Annotated in this window: 11 protein-coding genes, 11 tRNA genes and 1 pseudogene; 22 read left to right on the forward strand and 1 reads right to left on the reverse strand. The window is 35.0% G+C overall.

Annotated features, from left to right (window positions below):
* Positions 1-67 precede the first annotated feature (67 nt).
* The 10 genes from AC1DKZ_RS30140 (at position 68) to AC1DKZ_RS30185 (ending at position 986) form a co-directional block, all read left to right on the forward strand.
* A tRNA-Asp gene (locus AC1DKZ_RS30140) sits at positions 68-143 on the forward strand.
* Between the two features lie 9 nt (positions 144-152).
* Positions 153-228: transfer RNA gene (locus tag AC1DKZ_RS30145), tRNA-Phe, on the forward strand.
* Between the two features lie 14 nt (positions 229-242).
* Positions 243-318: transfer RNA gene (locus tag AC1DKZ_RS30150), tRNA-Thr, on the forward strand.
* Between the two features lie 10 nt (positions 319-328).
* Positions 329-412 (forward strand) — tRNA-Tyr (locus AC1DKZ_RS30155).
* An 8-nt stretch (positions 413-420) separates the two neighbouring features.
* Positions 421-494: transfer RNA gene (locus AC1DKZ_RS30160), tRNA-Trp, on the forward strand.
* A 19-nt stretch (positions 495-513) separates the two neighbouring features.
* Positions 514-589, forward strand: a tRNA-His gene (locus tag AC1DKZ_RS30165).
* A gap of 66 nt (positions 590-655) precedes the next feature.
* Positions 656-730, forward strand: a tRNA-Gln gene (locus AC1DKZ_RS30170).
* Positions 731-735: 5 nt separating this feature from the next.
* Positions 736-810, forward strand: a tRNA-Gly gene (locus tag AC1DKZ_RS30175).
* A gap of 14 nt (positions 811-824) precedes the next feature.
* Positions 825-895, forward strand: a tRNA-Cys gene (locus AC1DKZ_RS30180).
* Between the two features lie 9 nt (positions 896-904).
* A tRNA-Leu gene (locus AC1DKZ_RS30185) sits at positions 905-986 on the forward strand.
* A gap of 209 nt (positions 987-1195) precedes the next feature.
* On the opposite strand, the gene AC1DKZ_RS30190 is transcribed toward AC1DKZ_RS30185, so the two are convergent.
* Positions 1196-1516 carry a DUF3884 family protein gene (locus tag AC1DKZ_RS30190; protein WP_242248322.1) on the reverse strand — a complete coding sequence of 107 codons (321 nt, stop codon included), beginning with the start codon at positions 1514-1516 and terminating at the stop codon, positions 1196-1198.
* Positions 1517-2176: 660 nt separating this feature from the next.
* Between AC1DKZ_RS30190 and AC1DKZ_RS30195 the strand changes: the two genes are divergently transcribed.
* From AC1DKZ_RS30195 to AC1DKZ_RS30250, 12 genes and pseudogenes are all read left to right on the forward strand, one after another.
* Positions 2177-2896, forward strand: a complete 720-nt coding sequence (locus AC1DKZ_RS30195; RefSeq protein WP_002113875.1) for a YebC/PmpR family DNA-binding transcriptional regulator — start codon at positions 2177-2179, stop codon at positions 2894-2896.
* Positions 2897-3046: 150 nt separating this feature from the next.
* Complete coding sequence (locus tag AC1DKZ_RS30200; RefSeq protein WP_002010362.1) at positions 3047-3508, forward strand: NUDIX hydrolase; 462 nt, start codon at positions 3047-3049, stop codon at positions 3506-3508.
* Positions 3509-4037: 529 nt separating this feature from the next.
* Complete coding sequence (locus AC1DKZ_RS30205) at positions 4038-4814, forward strand: transglycosylase domain-containing protein (protein ID WP_002091102.1); 777 nt, start codon at positions 4038-4040, stop codon at positions 4812-4814.
* Positions 4815-5000: 186 nt separating this feature from the next.
* Positions 5001-5654 carry a DsbA family protein gene (locus AC1DKZ_RS30210; RefSeq protein WP_002204548.1) on the forward strand — a complete coding sequence of 218 codons (654 nt, stop codon included), beginning with the start codon at positions 5001-5003 and terminating at the stop codon, positions 5652-5654.
* A 115-nt stretch (positions 5655-5769) separates the two neighbouring features.
* Positions 5770-5843 (forward strand) — tRNA-Gly (locus tag AC1DKZ_RS30215).
* A gap of 199 nt (positions 5844-6042) precedes the next feature.
* Positions 6043-7185: a tRNA epoxyqueuosine(34) reductase QueG gene (queG, locus tag AC1DKZ_RS30220; protein WP_002115986.1), complete on the forward strand. Its 1143-nt coding sequence runs from the start codon at positions 6043-6045 to the stop codon at positions 7183-7185.
* A gap of 44 nt (positions 7186-7229) precedes the next feature.
* Positions 7230-8117 carry an amidase domain-containing protein gene (locus tag AC1DKZ_RS30225; protein ID WP_002029655.1) on the forward strand — a complete coding sequence of 296 codons (888 nt, stop codon included), beginning with the start codon at positions 7230-7232 and terminating at the stop codon, positions 8115-8117.
* 58 nt (positions 8118-8175) lie between these two features.
* Positions 8176-8664, forward strand: coding sequence for a tRNA (uridine(34)/cytosine(34)/5-carboxymethylaminomethyluridine(34)-2'-O)-methyltransferase TrmL (trmL, locus tag AC1DKZ_RS30230; protein WP_000538149.1), 489 nt, complete (start codon positions 8176-8178; stop codon positions 8662-8664).
* Positions 8665-8788: 124 nt separating this feature from the next.
* Positions 8789-10858 (forward strand): sensor domain-containing protein, encoded by a 2070-nt coding sequence (locus tag AC1DKZ_RS30235; RefSeq protein ID WP_476997737.1) that lies wholly within the window; start codon positions 8789-8791, stop codon positions 10856-10858.
* 403 nt (positions 10859-11261) lie between these two features.
* A complete protein-coding gene (locus AC1DKZ_RS30240) occupies positions 11262-13157 on the forward strand; it encodes a PrkA family serine protein kinase (RefSeq protein ID WP_002029658.1) in 1896 nt (631 codons plus the stop codon).
* Between the two features lie 448 nt (positions 13158-13605).
* On the forward strand, positions 13606-14763 hold the full coding sequence (yhbH, locus tag AC1DKZ_RS30245) for a sporulation protein YhbH (RefSeq protein WP_476997738.1): 1158 nt from the start codon (positions 13606-13608) through the stop codon (positions 14761-14763).
* Between the two features lie 28 nt (positions 14764-14791).
* Positions 14792-15169: pseudogene (locus AC1DKZ_RS30250) on the forward strand (DDE-type integrase/transposase/recombinase); the annotation flags it as partial.
* Positions 15170-15229 lie beyond the last annotated feature (60 nt).

Raw genomic sequence — 15229 nt, forward strand, 5'->3', positions numbered from 1 at the left:
AGTACGGTAGCTCGTCGGGCTCATAACCCGAAGGTCGCAGGTTCAAATCCTGTCCCCGCAACCAAATGGTCCCGTGGTGTAGTGGTTAACATGCCTGCCTGTCACGCAGGAGATCGCCGGTTCGACCCCGGTCGGGACCGCCATTTTAATAAGGCTCGGTAGCTCAGTCGGTAGAGCAGAGGACTGAAAATCCTCGTGTCGGCGGTTCGATTCCGTCCCGAGCCACCATTTTAATAAAATATGCCGGCTTAGCTCAATTGGTAGAGCAACTGACTTGTAATCAGTAGGTTGGGGGTTCAAGTCCTCTAGCCGGCACCATGTAAGTTTCGGAGGGGTAGCGAAGTGGCTAAACGCGGCGGACTGTAAATCCGCTCCTTCGGGTTCGGCAGTTCGAATCTGCCCCCCTCCACCATTTTACATAGGGGCATAGTTTAAAGGTAGAACTGAGGTCTCCAAAACCTCCAGTGTGGGTTCAATTCCTACTGCCCCTGCCAAATATATAAACACAACATGGCGGTTGTGGCGAAGTGGTTAACGCACCGGATTGTGGCTCCGGCATTCGTGGGTTCAATTCCCATCAGTCGCCCCATTTTTATTTTTTAAAAAATTACAAATAAATTAATGGATACTTACATATAATTAAGTAAAACTTCGGTGGGCTATAGCCAAGCGGTAAGGCAACGGACTTTGACTCCGTCATGCGCTGGTTCGAATCCAGCTAGCCCAGCCATTTTTGCGGAAGTAGTTCAGTGGTAGAATACAACCTTGCCAAGGTTGGGGTCGCGGGTTCGAATCCCGTCTTCCGCTCCATTTTAACTTCATATGGCGGCATAGCCAAGTGGTAAGGCAGAGGTCTGCAAAACCTTTACCACCGGTTCAAATCCGGTTGCCGCCTTTCTTTTATGCCGATGTGGCGGAATTGGCAGACGCGCACGACTCAAAATCGTGTTCCTTCGGGAGTGTCGGTTCGACCCCGACCATCGGTATCACGAACGGCGTAACATCAAGGCTCTACACTAATTGTGTAGAGTTTTTTTGTGTTTTCTTCACACTACAAAATAAGCACTAATAGTGCGTTGGGGTAGTGTGCGGTGAGTAAGTGATGAACTTTAGATACAGTTGGAAGAAACTATGAAGTATTAAAAGGATAAAATTTCAGTAGAATATTACATATACAAGAATTTTTTCGAGCACTCTAGAGAGAATCTCTCCACCCTGGTGACATGAAGTTAAATCCGATACCACCAGTTGAAATTACCACATTATCAGCTGGTAATTTCGTAATTTCGAAAAACTTCTTTTCAAACTCTTCTCTGTTGTACTTGTACATAGTTGAGTGACACGACCATATTTGCGTTGAAGTACTCAACCAGTCCCCTAATTCCTTTAATTTAGGGAACGAATCAAATTGAATTGGACCATCCAATTTTATGAATCTCACTTGATAGATAGTTGGGTTTAACTTCTCTCCTATTCCTTTAAAACCATATGATTTTTTCTCATTTGAATGTGTCATAATTCTCCCCCATCTTTTCTTCAAATTTTTTCCTATTTTAATTATACAGCAATAGAAAGTAATTAAGGAAATATTATGGGATTAGTAGAGGAATGAAAAGGAATAACTTTAGTTTGATAATGAATAGTTCATAACATACTACATAACAAATATTTAAAAGGACATGGCAGCTTTGCCCTGTTTCTTATTGTTTAGCGAGAAATAATAAAATAAATCATCACAGTAATAAATGAAATATGATAAATTTAATCAAGGGAGAGAAATGAAAGTAAAAGGTGTCAGTTATTTAATATGATTCCATTTTGGCTCCGTTTCATTTTAATTTATCATGTTTAAAGAAGCTCAAAATTTTTAAAATGGTTTAAAATAAAGGATTTTAAGGGTAGCACTCTATATAAATGTCACCTAAAAAGACCCTAACAGAAATGTTAGGTTTTTTTTTGTTAAATTATGCTATGTGATTCTAAAATTCGTAATAAACTTAGGAATTCATGTATAATATAACTTGTCGAAAGAACAAAATGATAGTGATTTATATTATGTCTGTAATATGAATCAAAAATGAACTTTTTATATTTCTTTTAAAAATGTGTTGAATACACATTATATTTCATATTAATATTTTTATGTAGATTTAAAATGGGAAAGAGAGTGGAAAGTATGGGCCGTAAATGGAACAATATTAAAGAAAAAAAAGCATCAAAAGATGCAAATACAAGCCGTATATACGCGAAATTTGGACGTGAAATTTATGTGGCAGCAAAACAAGGCGAGCCAGATCCAGAATCAAACCAAACGTTAAGAGTTGTATTAGAACGTGCGAAAACATACAACGTGCCAAGAACAATTATTGACCGTGCGATTGAAAAGGCAAAAGGCGGTTCAGAAGAAAACTATGACGAGCTTCGTTATGAAGGCTTTGGACCAAACGGATCTATGGTAATTGTAGATACACTGACAAATAACGTAAACCGTACTGCAGCAGATGTACGAGCTGCATTTAGCAAAAACAGTGGTAACATGGGTGTAAACGGTTCTGTCGCTTACATGTTTGATGCGACAGCTGTTATCGGTCTTGAAGGTAAAACATCAGATGAAGTTCTTGAAATTTTAATGGAAGCAGATGTAGATGCACGTGACATTCTAGAAGAAGAAGATTCTGTTATCGTTTATGCTGAACCTGATCAGTTCCATTCAGTACAATCTGCACTTAAAGGTGCTGGTGTTGAAGAATTTACTGTTGCAGAATTAACAATGCTTGCACAAAGTGATGTAGAACTTCCTGAAGATGCTCAAGTGCAATTTGAAAAAATGGTTGATGCATTAGAAGATTTAGAAGATGTACAGCAAGTTTACCACAACGTAGACTTAGGGGAATAATATAAGACAGAAGACCCTTTCCTTTAACGGATAGGGTCTTTTTTTATGGAGTTAATTAAGGTGGTAAAGTATTAAAGGTATTTTGTAGCTACTAGGGAATATGGTTATAGGTTTGTATTTTAAATAATCATATTTCTAGGAGGTATTTCTGTGGAGCATAAAACACCAAAGCATATTGTTGCCGTAGCAGGTTATTTAACAAATGAAAAGAATGAGGTGCTTTTAACGAAAGTGCACTGGCGAGCAGATACGTGGGAAATGCCTGGAGGACAGGTAGAAGAAGGGGAAGCACTCGATCAAGCTGTTTGCAGAGAAATAATGGAGGAAACAGGATTAACTGTGAAGCCTATCGGAGTTACAGGGATTTATTATAATGCTTCTATGCATATTGTAGCTGTTGTTTTTAAAGTAGCATATGTTAGTGGTGAAATAAAAATTCAATCTGAAGAAATACAAGAGGCTAAATTTGTTGCTTTAAACGAAGAGAACATTGATGAGTATATAACGCGTCCTCATATGAAATCAAGGACACTTGATGCGATGAAAGCAATGCATTTCATTCCATACGAAACATGGGAAGTTCAGCCATATAATCTTATAGGAAGGTTGTAAAGTTTTGGTTAGTTATTTGAGGACAGCTCAAATTGCTAACCTTTTCTTTATGTATACTGTTTCAGAAAAAGGTCACAATAATAAAGTGTAGGCTAATAATTAGTGGAGGAAGCAGGACTACCACCTAATTTCCTAGCTTTAGCCAAGTTTTGAGGGAGAATTCTTACTGCACACAAATAGCGAGATAATCCGAAAGCTAGTATTGATTCATAGAACGTTAGTTCTGTATAATGGTGATATATCGTATATAATTAGATTGCTAGATGTTTAAAAGTATAAATGTATAAACTGATATAATAAAAGAATAAAGTGAAATTAAGGAGAGTCCTACTTCCTATAAATAGTGTGATAAATAAATGTATATTCAACATTTCATATGAATAGTAGATAAAAAGGGACTGTGATACAATACATTTTTACACCTTACAATGTTGTAAGGTAGGTGTAAGAGAAATCGATGGGATATTCTTTTATAACAAGGTATTCTTAAATTAAGAGTTATATGCTGTGTGGAAAAGAGGTGTTCGAGATGAAAGAACGAGTATTATCTAGAGTGAATTATCATCAAAAAGTTGCATTAAATCCATTAACTAAATTTCTTTATAAAGCCATTATATTATTATTATTGTTAAGTTTTGCATTATTATTCGTTGGAAATGTAATGATTGAGCGAAGTGATATTAGTAAATTACATGTACCCGCTAAGTTAGAGGTGCCAGAATCATTAACACACGCATTTATTGCGACGGAAGATAAAAGATTTTATCATCATAACGGTTTAGACTATATAGCGATTATCAGGGCGTCTATTGAAAATATAAAAGCTGGTGGTGTTGTGCAAGGAGGAAGCACGATTACACAGCAGTTATCTAAAAATGCTTTCTTATCTAATGAACGTACATTTTCCCGTAAGTGGAAAGAAATTTTTTATACGAAAAAGATTGAACGTACATTCACAAAGGATGAGATATTAAAATTGTATGTAAGTAATATTTACTATGGAGAAGGCGCATGGGGGATTGAAAAAGCAGCAAACCTTTACTTCGGTAAAAAAGTGGATCAATTAACATTGGCTGAAAGTGCAATGATGGCTGCTATAGTAAAAGCACCGGCTTATTACTCACCTGCACAAAATTATGATAAAGCTGTTGAGAGACGGAATGTAGTTTTAAGGCTAATGGAGAAAGAAGGGTATATAAATCATGATGAATATGTGCAAGCAGTTAGTGAGAAATTAGTAATTCGCCATGATATAAAAACAGAGCAATCCATGTTAAAAAATGCCCGTGAAAAAGCAGTAAGTTAAAAGAAGTTCCTACATAGGAGCTTCTTTTTTTGATAATTTGTGACAAAAGGCGACACAATATTGTCACAAACGTTGTATTTTTGTAATTTATGTGAGCGTGTTCATTGCGTGACCTATGTAAGTATTGATATTATGTGTATTGTGTACAATGATGTATACAGAATATGAAATTAAAGAGGAATGTATATGAAATCATCAAACAAACTCATGGTTCTTGGTATAGTTTTTTCTATTGCAGTATTGATTGTAATCGGGACGATTGTGTATAGCATCATAAATGACAAGAAAGATAAAGGGAATGAGATGTTTGCTTATTCTACGCAACAATCTTTAGGAAAAGATGATGCTCCAGTTAAGGTAGTTGAATTTGGAGACTTTAAATGTCCAGCTTGTCGTACTTGGGATGTAACAGTATTACCACGATTAAAAGAAGAGTATATTGATAAAGGTAAAGTGCAGTTATATTTTATTAACTTCCCGTTTATCGGAAAAGACTCTGATTTAGGTGCAGCTGCCGGTGAAGCAATTTATAAACAAGATCAAGATTCATTCTGGATTTTCTATGATGAGATTTATCAAAATCAAAAGAAAGATACGGAAGAATGGATTACAGAAGAATTACTTCTTAATATTGTGAAAGAAAAGCTTCCGAAAATTAATGTAGAACAGTTTAAAAAAGATTTACACAGTAAAGAAATGAAAGACAAAGTACGTAAAGATTCAGATCGTGCTCAAAAATTAAAAGTTCAAGGTGCTCCTTCAGTATATATAAATGGGAATCTTGCAAACCCTGATTTCGATAGTATGAAGAAGGCGATTGATAAAGAATTGAAAAAGTGATGAGGTATCTCATCACTTTTTCGACTTTTTTCGATAAATTTCTTGCTTCGATTTTTTTTACATGCTATACTACTTTACATAAGTTATTTCAATATCTTATATTTTTTTCATATTTGCGGGTGTAGTTTAGTGGTAAAACAAGAGCCTTCCAAGCTCTGGTCGAGAGTTCGATTCTCTTCACCCGCTCCAAATTTTATTTAATGTTTTTCTAATAAATTGTGATCAACGCAGTGTTTCGTTTCTAAGATAAACGAAGCATTGCGTTTTTTAATGTTTGAAAATCATAATTGTATGCGAAAATAGAAGTGAAGAATATTATCCAAAAGTGAATTGATAACCAGTATGGTCGTTACATAAGGGATGGATTCATCGGTGGAGGCGATTGAAAATGGACTTTGAACAATTAAAGCAAGATGTAATTGCGTATAGTAAAACGATTGGTATAGATAAAATAGGTTTTGCCAGTGCTTCACCATTTGAGGAATTAAAGCAGCGCCTAATCCAGCAACAACAATTGAATTATCAGTCTGGATTCGAAGAGCCTGATATAGAGAAGAGAACGAATCCACAGCTATTGTTACCTGGTGCGAAATCAATTATTGCGATTGCTTTAGCATACCCTTCAAAATTAAAAAATGCACCATTAAGTAAACGAGGGGAACGACGTGGGATTTTTTGCCGTGCTTCTTGGGGCCAAGATTATCACCTTGTTCTACGAGATCGTTTGCAAAAGTTAGAGGCGTATTTAATCGAAAAGCTGCCGGATATAGAAGTGAAATCAATGGTTGATACAGGGGAGCTAAGTGATCGAGCTGTTTCAGAGCGTGCCGGTATTGGATGGAGTGGTAAGAACTGCGCTATTATTACGCCGGAATTTGGTTCGTATGTATACTTAGGAGAAATGATTACGAATGTTCCATTCCCTCCTGATCGGCCAATAGAAGATCAATGTGGAAGTTGTACGAAATGTATTGATATTTGTCCTACAGGTGCTTTAGTACAAGGCGGGCAGTTGGACTCGAAGAAATGTATTGCATTTTTAACACAGACAAAAGGGTTTCTGCCTGAAGAATATCGCGATAAAATAGGAAACCGTATATATGGATGTGATACGTGTCAGACTGTTTGTCCGAAAAATAAAGGAATGGATTTTCATAACCATCCTGAAATGGAGCCTGACCCTGAGTTAGTTAAACCGTTATTAACACCACTTTTAACAATTAGTAATCGTGATTTTAAAGAGAAGTATGGAATTATGTCTGGTTCATGGAGAGGTAAAAAACCATTGCAACGAAATGCTATTTTAGCACTTGCGCATTTTAAAGAAACAGCAGCAATTCCTGATTTAATCGGTGTTATGAAAGATGATCCAAGACCAGTCCTTCGGGGAACAGCAGCATGGGCACTTGGGAAAATTGGTGGAGATGGAGTAGGAGAAGCGATTGAAAAAGCGATGGAACGTGAGAAAGATGAAGAGGTTCTTCATGAAATGAATCGTGGACTTGAATTGTTAGCACAGAAAAAAGAGTAGATAATATCTCCCTTTTTCATATTGTAATATGGGAGGGAGACGAAATGGTTGTAAAAGCGAATATTGAAAAGCAAGTGCAACAGTTTTTAGCATATATAACAGAGAAACGAACAGATGTAGATGGTATTGCAGTAGATTTGTTACAAATGGTACAGAGAAAGAAACAATTGTTTCAAAAGCGTAGTGCACATATAGTGAAAGCAACTGCAGATATTTCTTTCGTTAGACAATTAAATAGTAATGAGCATCAAGAAATTGATTATCAAATACACTTGAAATATTTAATTAAGCATAAAGAATTATTTTATATCGAAGAGGAACAATTAAAACGACGAGTTTGTTTAAAAAATAGTTGTATAATAGATGATTATGCTCTTGAAGTGTCAGAAGAAATAGGAATAGGTGAAACGTTAGAACGGGAAGTCACGAAAGAAAAATACGGTTCATATCAATATAATCGTTTAGAGGCAGTGAAATATGCAGAGCGTTGGTGGGATGATCGCAATTCTGCATACCGTAATTTTCCGGATAATTGTACAAATTTTATTTCACAATGTCTGCACACTGGAGAAGTACCGATGAATGGACATCCTAACATTCGTAAAGGGTGGTGGCAAAGGGGAAACCAGTGGAGTTGGAGCTGGGCTGTAGCACACTCTTTTTATTGGTATTTGTCAGGTGCTACAACAGGGCTTCGAGCAGAAGCAGTAGAAAGGCCAGAAGACCTTATTCTTGGCGATGTAATTGCGTATGATTTTGAGGATGATGGTAGGTGGAATCATACGACAATTGTAGTAGCAAAAGACGCAGATGGTATGCCGCTTGTAAATGCACATTCAGCGAATAGCCGCAGGCGTTATTGGAACTATGAAGATTCTAGTAAATATACACCACAAATGAAATATAAATTCTTTCATATTATTAATGGGTAGAGATTTTTCGTTCAAGTGGTATAATACGTAGTAGATAAAAAATAGAGGTGAATATCGCGTGGGAGTACATGTTGTTTTATATCAACCAGAAATTCCAGCAAATACAGGAAATATTGCACGTACTTGTGCAGCAACTGGAACAGAATTACATTTGATTAGACCGCTTGGATTTTCAACGGATGACAAAATGTTAAAGCGTGCAGGATTAGATTATTGGCAGCACGTAAAAGTTACGTATTATGATTCAATCGAAGAATTTTATGAGAAAAATAAAGATGGTGAATTCTTTTATTTAACAAAGTATGGCGAGAAAGCTCATACAGCATTTGATTATAGCAAACGTGAGAAGGATTACTATTTCGTATTTGGAAGAGAAACAAATGGATTACCAGCTAATGTAATTGAAGAAAACTTCGATCATTGTTTACGTATTCCAATGACGGATAAAGTACGCTCATTAAATTTATCTAATACAGCAGCAATTTTAATTTATGAAGCGTTCCGTCAACAAAATTATCCAGGATTAGATTTAGAAATCGTGTATTAAAAGTCGCCATTTGGCGGCTTTTTTATTTTTTAAAAAAATATGTAATCATACATTTTAAAAAAGGTACATATTCATATAGAATGAGATATATGAATAAAAATAGATAAGACGGGTTGAGATAAATATGAAGGAACAATATAATAATCAAAATACCTTTTTAAGTATGATAGATATGGATTTAGTAAGACAGGGATTGTTACATGCTATTCAAGATTTAGTGTTTATTGTGAAAGTTATTGATGATGAAACTTTTAAATATATTTATGTGAATAAAATAGGAATGAATCACGCCAGGCTAGGGAAAGAATGTTATGGGAAAACTTTTGCAGAAGTATTACCAGAAGATACGGCAAGGTTATTGCAAGGACACTATGCAAAAGTAATGAGAGAAGCGAGAGCAATTACATTTTGTGATGTAATTAGTTTGCCAACTGGTGATATACATTATGAATCTTCACTTAATCCAGTATGCGATGTAAATGGAACATGTCAGTTTATTATTTGTATTACTAGAGATATTACAGCACAGGTTAAGAAAAAAGTGGAAATAGAAGAAAAACAAATGTTATTTAAGTCATTACTAGAATATAATAATGATTCCATTATATCTGTAGATTCTATTGGAAGAATTACATATGCAAATCCAGCGACTTATGAAATTTTTGGGTATCGATATGAAGAGTTAAAGGACCAATTTATTTGTCAGTTTATAAATAAAGAATATGAAACAACTTTTCAAATTATATTTAAAAATGCTTTACAGGGAAGAGCAAAACAAATTGTTGCAAAGAAATATATTCATAAAGAAGGATATGAACTTTATATTTCCGTGAGGACAATCCCCATTATTGTGAATAGTGAAATCGTCGGGGTGTACATTGTTACGAGGGATGTTACGAGGCAAGTATTAAATGAGATGAAAACAGAATATTTAGTTTACTTTGATCAGTTAACGGGGTTAATGAATAGAATATCATGTACAAATAAGCTAAATGAATTTTTAGCTGAGAATAAAGAATTCGCATTGGTTTTTATAGATTTGGATGAATTTCACCTTATTAATGATACATTTGGTCATAAAGAAGGGGATCAAGTCTTAAAAAAAGTTACTGAATGCTTACGAGACCTAAAAATAGAAGATATGCATTTATTTAGAGAACATGATGATCAATTTGTTATGTTAATAGAAAATATAACGAGAGAATACGTAGAGGAAGTTGCACAAATAATATTAAAAAAAATTAGTGGGCATTTTGTAATAGAAGAAGAGGATGTTTATTTGAGTGCATCAATTGGGATTGTAATGGCCCCAGAAGATGGAATGGATGAAAAAATGCTTTTCCAAAGAGTCGACGCAGCTTTGGAAAAAGCAAAGGAAAAAGGAAAAGGGTATTATCATTTTTATTGTAGTGGATTAGATTGTGAACGTGAACAAAGGTTTATAATAGAAAATCAGTTACATCGTGCTATAGAGAAAAATGAATTTTCCCTCTATTATCAACCTCAAATTAATATTGAAACAGGAAAGATGGCCAGTATGGAAGCCTTAATAAGGTGGGAGAATAAGGAGCTAGGTTTTGTCTCGCCAAATCAATTTATCCCACTTGCTGAAAGAACAGGGTTTATTATTAAACTTGATGAATGGGTAGTACATCAAGTTTGTGAACAGATACGTGAATGGTTAAATAAAGGATATGAGGTTGTACCAATCGCAGTTAATATTTCAGCTAGACATTTTCGTTCTATTACATTAATAGAGATGATTACACGTGCTTTAAATAAGTACAACGTTCCCCCTCATTTATTAGCAATAGAAGTTACAGAAGGGGCTCTTATACATAAAGATGTATCAAAAAGAGTGTTACTGCAGTTAAAAGAACAAAATTTAAAGATTCATTTAGATGACTTTGGAACGGGATATTCATCTTTAAGTTATTTAAAAACATATCCGATTGATACGTTAAAAATTGATCGTTCTTTTATGGAAGGTATATATAAAGATGAAAGAGATACGAATATTACGGCTGCAATTATTCATTTAGCACATACTCTAGGGTTAAATGTAATTGCAGAAGGAGTAGAAAAGCCGGAACAAATACAATTTTTAAAGGAAAAAAATGTAAAAATAGCGCAAGGTTATTTTTATAATCGCCCTTTATCGATATACGATGTGGAAAATATTTATTTTAAATAGTGTATAAAAAACAAGAAAAAAAGTGATGCGCTGAAAAGCACATCACTTTTTTTGTGTACCTGGCTTATCGTTATAACCAGATGTGAAAATAGCTGTAAGAAATGTGAGCGATACACCTAAAATTAATAATAACTTCATACTAATTTCCTCCTTACTTTTTCGGTTTACGAATCCTACTTGTGAATCGAAATGTATGTAAGGTTCCCAGAAGAAAAGAATTTATTTACAATGAATAGCAGCGTGAAAACTTTAATACCTTTATTATACAGAATTTTCTTTGAATTTTGGAGAGAATTTTATAGCGCTATTATATATTTCGTTTTGATTTAAAGAATGTTTAAGGACATCCTAGCATACCTTTTATAATAATCCGATTGAACAAGGAGATGGGGGAGGAGCTATAATGGATATTCTAAAGAAAATTGAACAATATCGGGAAGCAGAAGAACGTTTACAATGGGAAGGTACGTTTGCGGAGTATTTGGAGCTTGTGAAAGAAAGACCATGGGTGGCTCAAACAGCACACTCTCGCATTTACAATATGATAAAAGATGCTGGAATTGAAGAAGTTGATGGTAGAAGAAAATATAACTTCTTTAGTAATCAGCTATTTGGATTAGAGGATGCTTTAGAACGCCTTGTGGAAGAATATTTTCATCCATCTGCAAAACGATTAGATGTTAGGAAACGTATTTTGTTATTAATGGGGCCTGTTAGTGGGGGGAAATCAACATTAGTTACGATGTTGAAACGAGGATTAGAAACATATTCACGAACAGATCGTGGAGCTATTTTTGCAATAAAAGGATGCCCAATGCATGAAGATCCACTTCATTTAATTCCACAGCATTTACGGAATGATTTCTTTGATGAATATGGAGTAAGGATTGAAGGGAATTTATCACCATTAAATGTTATGCGTCTAGAGCAAGAATACGGGTCAAGAATTGAGGATGTAGTTGTAGAGCGTATTTTCTTCTCTGAAGATCGCCGTACAGGAATTGGTACATTTAGTCCTTCTGATCCAAAATCACAAGATATTGCCGATTTAACAGGTAGTCTAGACTTTTCTACAATTGCAGAATACGGTTCGGAATCAGATCCTCGTGCATATCGATTTGATGGAGAATTAAATAAGGCGAACCGCGGCATGATGGAATTCCAAGAGATGTTAAAATGTGATGAGAAATTTTTATGGCATTTACTATCGCTTACACAAGAAGGGAATTTTAAAGCAGGAAGATTTGCGCTTATTTCAGCAGATGAATTAATTGTAGCGCATACAAATGAAACAGAGTATCGTTCCTTCATAGCAAATAAGAAAAATGAAGCATTGCATTCACGAATTATTGTAATGCCAGTTCCATATAATTTACGGGTTAGTGAAGAAGAACATATTTATGAAAAAATGATTCGTGAAAGTGATGTGTCCAATGTTCATATTGCACCGCACACACTTCGCGTTGCAGCGATGTTCACTATTTTAACTCGTTTAAAAGACCCGAAGCGTCCAGATATTGATTTAATTAAAAAGATGCGTTTATATGATGGAGAAACGGTAGAAGGATATAATACGATTGATGTAGAGGAACTGCAACGCGAATATCAAGATGAAGGTATGAAGGGGATTGACCCTCGTTATGTCATTAACCGAATTTCTTCTACAATTATTCGAAAAGAGGTACCATCTATTAATGCACTAGATGTACTGAGATCGTTAAAAGACGGATTGGATCAGCATCCGTCAATTAGTAGTGAGGACCGAGAGCGCTATATGAATTTCATCTCATTAGCGAGAAAAGAATACGATGAAATTGCTAAGAAAGAAGTACAAAAAGCATTTGTTTATTCATACGAAGAATCAGCTAAGACACTTATGGATAATTACTTAGATAACGTCGAAGCATACTGCAATAAATCAAAATTACGTGATCCGTTAACTGGTGAAGAAATGAGCCCAGATGAAAAACTTATGCGTTCGATTGAAGAGCAAATTGGAATTTCAGAAAATGCTAAAAAGGCATTCCGTGAAGAAATTTTAATTCGCATTTCTGCTTACGCACGTAAAGGGAAACGCTTTGATTATAATTCACACGAACGTCTTCGTGAAGCGATTCAGAAAAAATTATTTGCCGATTTAAAAGATATAGTGAAAATTACAACATCAACGAAAACACCAGACGAAAATCAGCTTAAGAAAATCAATGATGTTGTTGCACGCTTAATTGATGAGCATGGCTATAATTCTTCATCTGCGAATGAATTGTTACGATATGTAGGTAGTTTGTTAAATCGATAGTTTGATAACAAAACGCTGTCTCTTATTCTTGGGGCGGCGTTTTGTTATCTATTGATATTTGTAAAAAATGTCATAGCTTGTCCGAATATAATAAATTAAGATGCGATTTTATGAATTTCTTGTCAATTATTTTTACAATATGCATATGATAGAGTAACCAACCATTCATACAAAAAAGCCAACACAATACAATATGTTGCAAAACGAAAATGTGTGCAACAATGCATTGTGTTTCTTTCTTATCAACGGCTGAATGTTTCTTTCTATTATGTGAGTGGCAAAATTTTGTTTAGGATGCTCGGAGTATTGTATGAAAAACGCTATATATGTTTATGGGATGATTTTCGATGAACAGTTATTTTTCAAATATTCTAGTTATGCACACTAGAAAACAAAATTATAGATTGCTGTTCATAGGGGAAGACAATTACAGTAAGGAGGGAAAGGAATGAGCGAAGAAAACCAACCAAATTACACGATTTCACAGGAAAACTGGTCCCTCCATCGCAAAGGATATGACGACCAACAACGCCATCAAGAAAAAGTGCAGGAGGCAATCAAAAATAATTTACCAGACCTTGTAACAGAAGAAAGTATAGTTATGTCTAATGGCAAGGATGTTGTGAAAATACCGATTCGTTCTTTAGATGAATATAAGATTAGATACAATTATGATAAAAACAAACACGTTGGGCAAGGAAACGGTGACAGTAAAGTTGGTGATGTTGTTGCAAGAGACGGATCAGGTGGTCAAAAGCAGAAGGGACCAGGAAAAGGGCAAGGGGCAGGAGATGCAGCTGGAGAAGATTATTATGAAGCAGAAGTCTCAATTTTAGAATTGGAGCAAGCGTTTTTCAAAGAGTTAGAGCTGCCTAATTTAAAGAGAAAAGAAATGGATGAAAACCGGATTGAACATATTGAATTTAATGATATTAGAAAAACAGGATTATGGGGAAATATTGATAAGAAACGGACGATGATATCTGCATATAAACGAAATGCAATGCGTGGTAAAGCATCTTTCCATCCAATTCACCAAGAAGATTTAAAGTTCCGTACTTGGAATGAAGTGTTAAAGCCAGATTCAAAAGCCGTTGTATTAGCGATGATGGATACGAGTGGATCGATGGGGATATGGGAGAAGTATATGGCACGTAGCTTCTTTTTCTGGATGACAAGATTTTTACGCACAAAGTATGAAACCGTAGACATTGAGTTTATTGCTCACCATACGGAAGCGAAGGTCGTCACAGAAGAAGAGTTTTTCTCAAAAGGGGAAAGTGGTGGAACGATCTGCTCTTCCGTATACAAAAAAGCACTTGAGTTAATCGATAATCAATATTCACCAGACCGTTATAATATTTATCCATTCCATTTTTCAGACGGTGATAATTTAACTTCGGATAATGCTAGATGCGTAAAGCTTGTGGAAGAGTTGATGAAGAAGTGTAATATGTTTGGGTATGGGGAAGTGAATCAGTATACTCGCTCATCATCTACCCTTTTTTCTGTTTATAAAAACATTGAAGATGAGAAGTTTAAGTATTATATAGTGAAAAATAAGAAGGATATTTTTCACTGCCTTAAAAAGTTCCTTAAGGAATAAATTAAAATATAAAGATAATTAAATGTATAGAAATCATAAGGCTGCAAGGCGATTCTTTAAGAAAGCTTTGCGGTCTTTTCATGTCTCTAAAACCCGGGTGATTATAGTTGATAAAAATCCAGCTTATCCAATAGCCATAGAAAAATTGAGGAAAGAAAAAAAGATGCCACTAGGCATCCAAATCAGGCAGATAAAATATCTAAATAACATTGTGGAACAAGATCATCGTTTTATTAAGAAACGCATACGCTCTATGATGGGATTCAAATCACTTTAAACAGCCATCGCCATATTGAGTGGTGTGGAAGTCATGCATATGATGAAAAAGAAACAGATTAATTTAAGGAATCAGTCTGTCCAAAATCAAAAAGAATTCATCCATCAATTATTTAGGCTGACAGCATAAAATACAATCCCGTTAGAAATATATGTGCTACATTCCTTTTTATTTTATCTTTGCACCAGA

The organism is Bacillus sp. 05T21 (genome assembly GCF_056396785.1).

Excerpts from the sequence above, each read along its gene's own strand:
- AC1DKZ_RS30190 (WP_242248322.1), bottom strand. The coding sequence starts at position 1,516 with ATGACACATTCAAATGAGAAAAAATCATATGGTTTTAAAGGAATAGGA.
- yhbH (WP_476997738.1), top strand. The coding sequence starts at position 13,606 with ATGAGCGAAGAAAACCAACCAAATTACACGATTTCACAGGAAAACTGG.
- AC1DKZ_RS30225 (WP_002029655.1), top strand. The coding sequence starts at position 7,230 with ATGGTTGTAAAAGCGAATATTGAAAAGCAAGTGCAACAGTTTTTAGCA.
- AC1DKZ_RS30210 (WP_002204548.1), top strand. The coding sequence starts at position 5,001 with ATGAAATCATCAAACAAACTCATGGTTCTTGGTATAGTTTTTTCTATT.
- AC1DKZ_RS30240 (WP_002029658.1), top strand. The coding sequence starts at position 11,262 with ATGGATATTCTAAAGAAAATTGAACAATATCGGGAAGCAGAAGAACGT.
- AC1DKZ_RS30205 (WP_002091102.1), top strand. The coding sequence starts at position 4,038 with ATGAAAGAACGAGTATTATCTAGAGTGAATTATCATCAAAAAGTTGCA.
- queG (WP_002115986.1), top strand. The coding sequence starts at position 6,043 with ATGGACTTTGAACAATTAAAGCAAGATGTAATTGCGTATAGTAAAACG.
- AC1DKZ_RS30195 (WP_002113875.1), top strand. The coding sequence starts at position 2,177 with ATGGGCCGTAAATGGAACAATATTAAAGAAAAAAAAGCATCAAAAGAT.
- AC1DKZ_RS30235 (WP_476997737.1), top strand. The coding sequence starts at position 8,789 with ATGAAGGAACAATATAATAATCAAAATACCTTTTTAAGTATGATAGAT.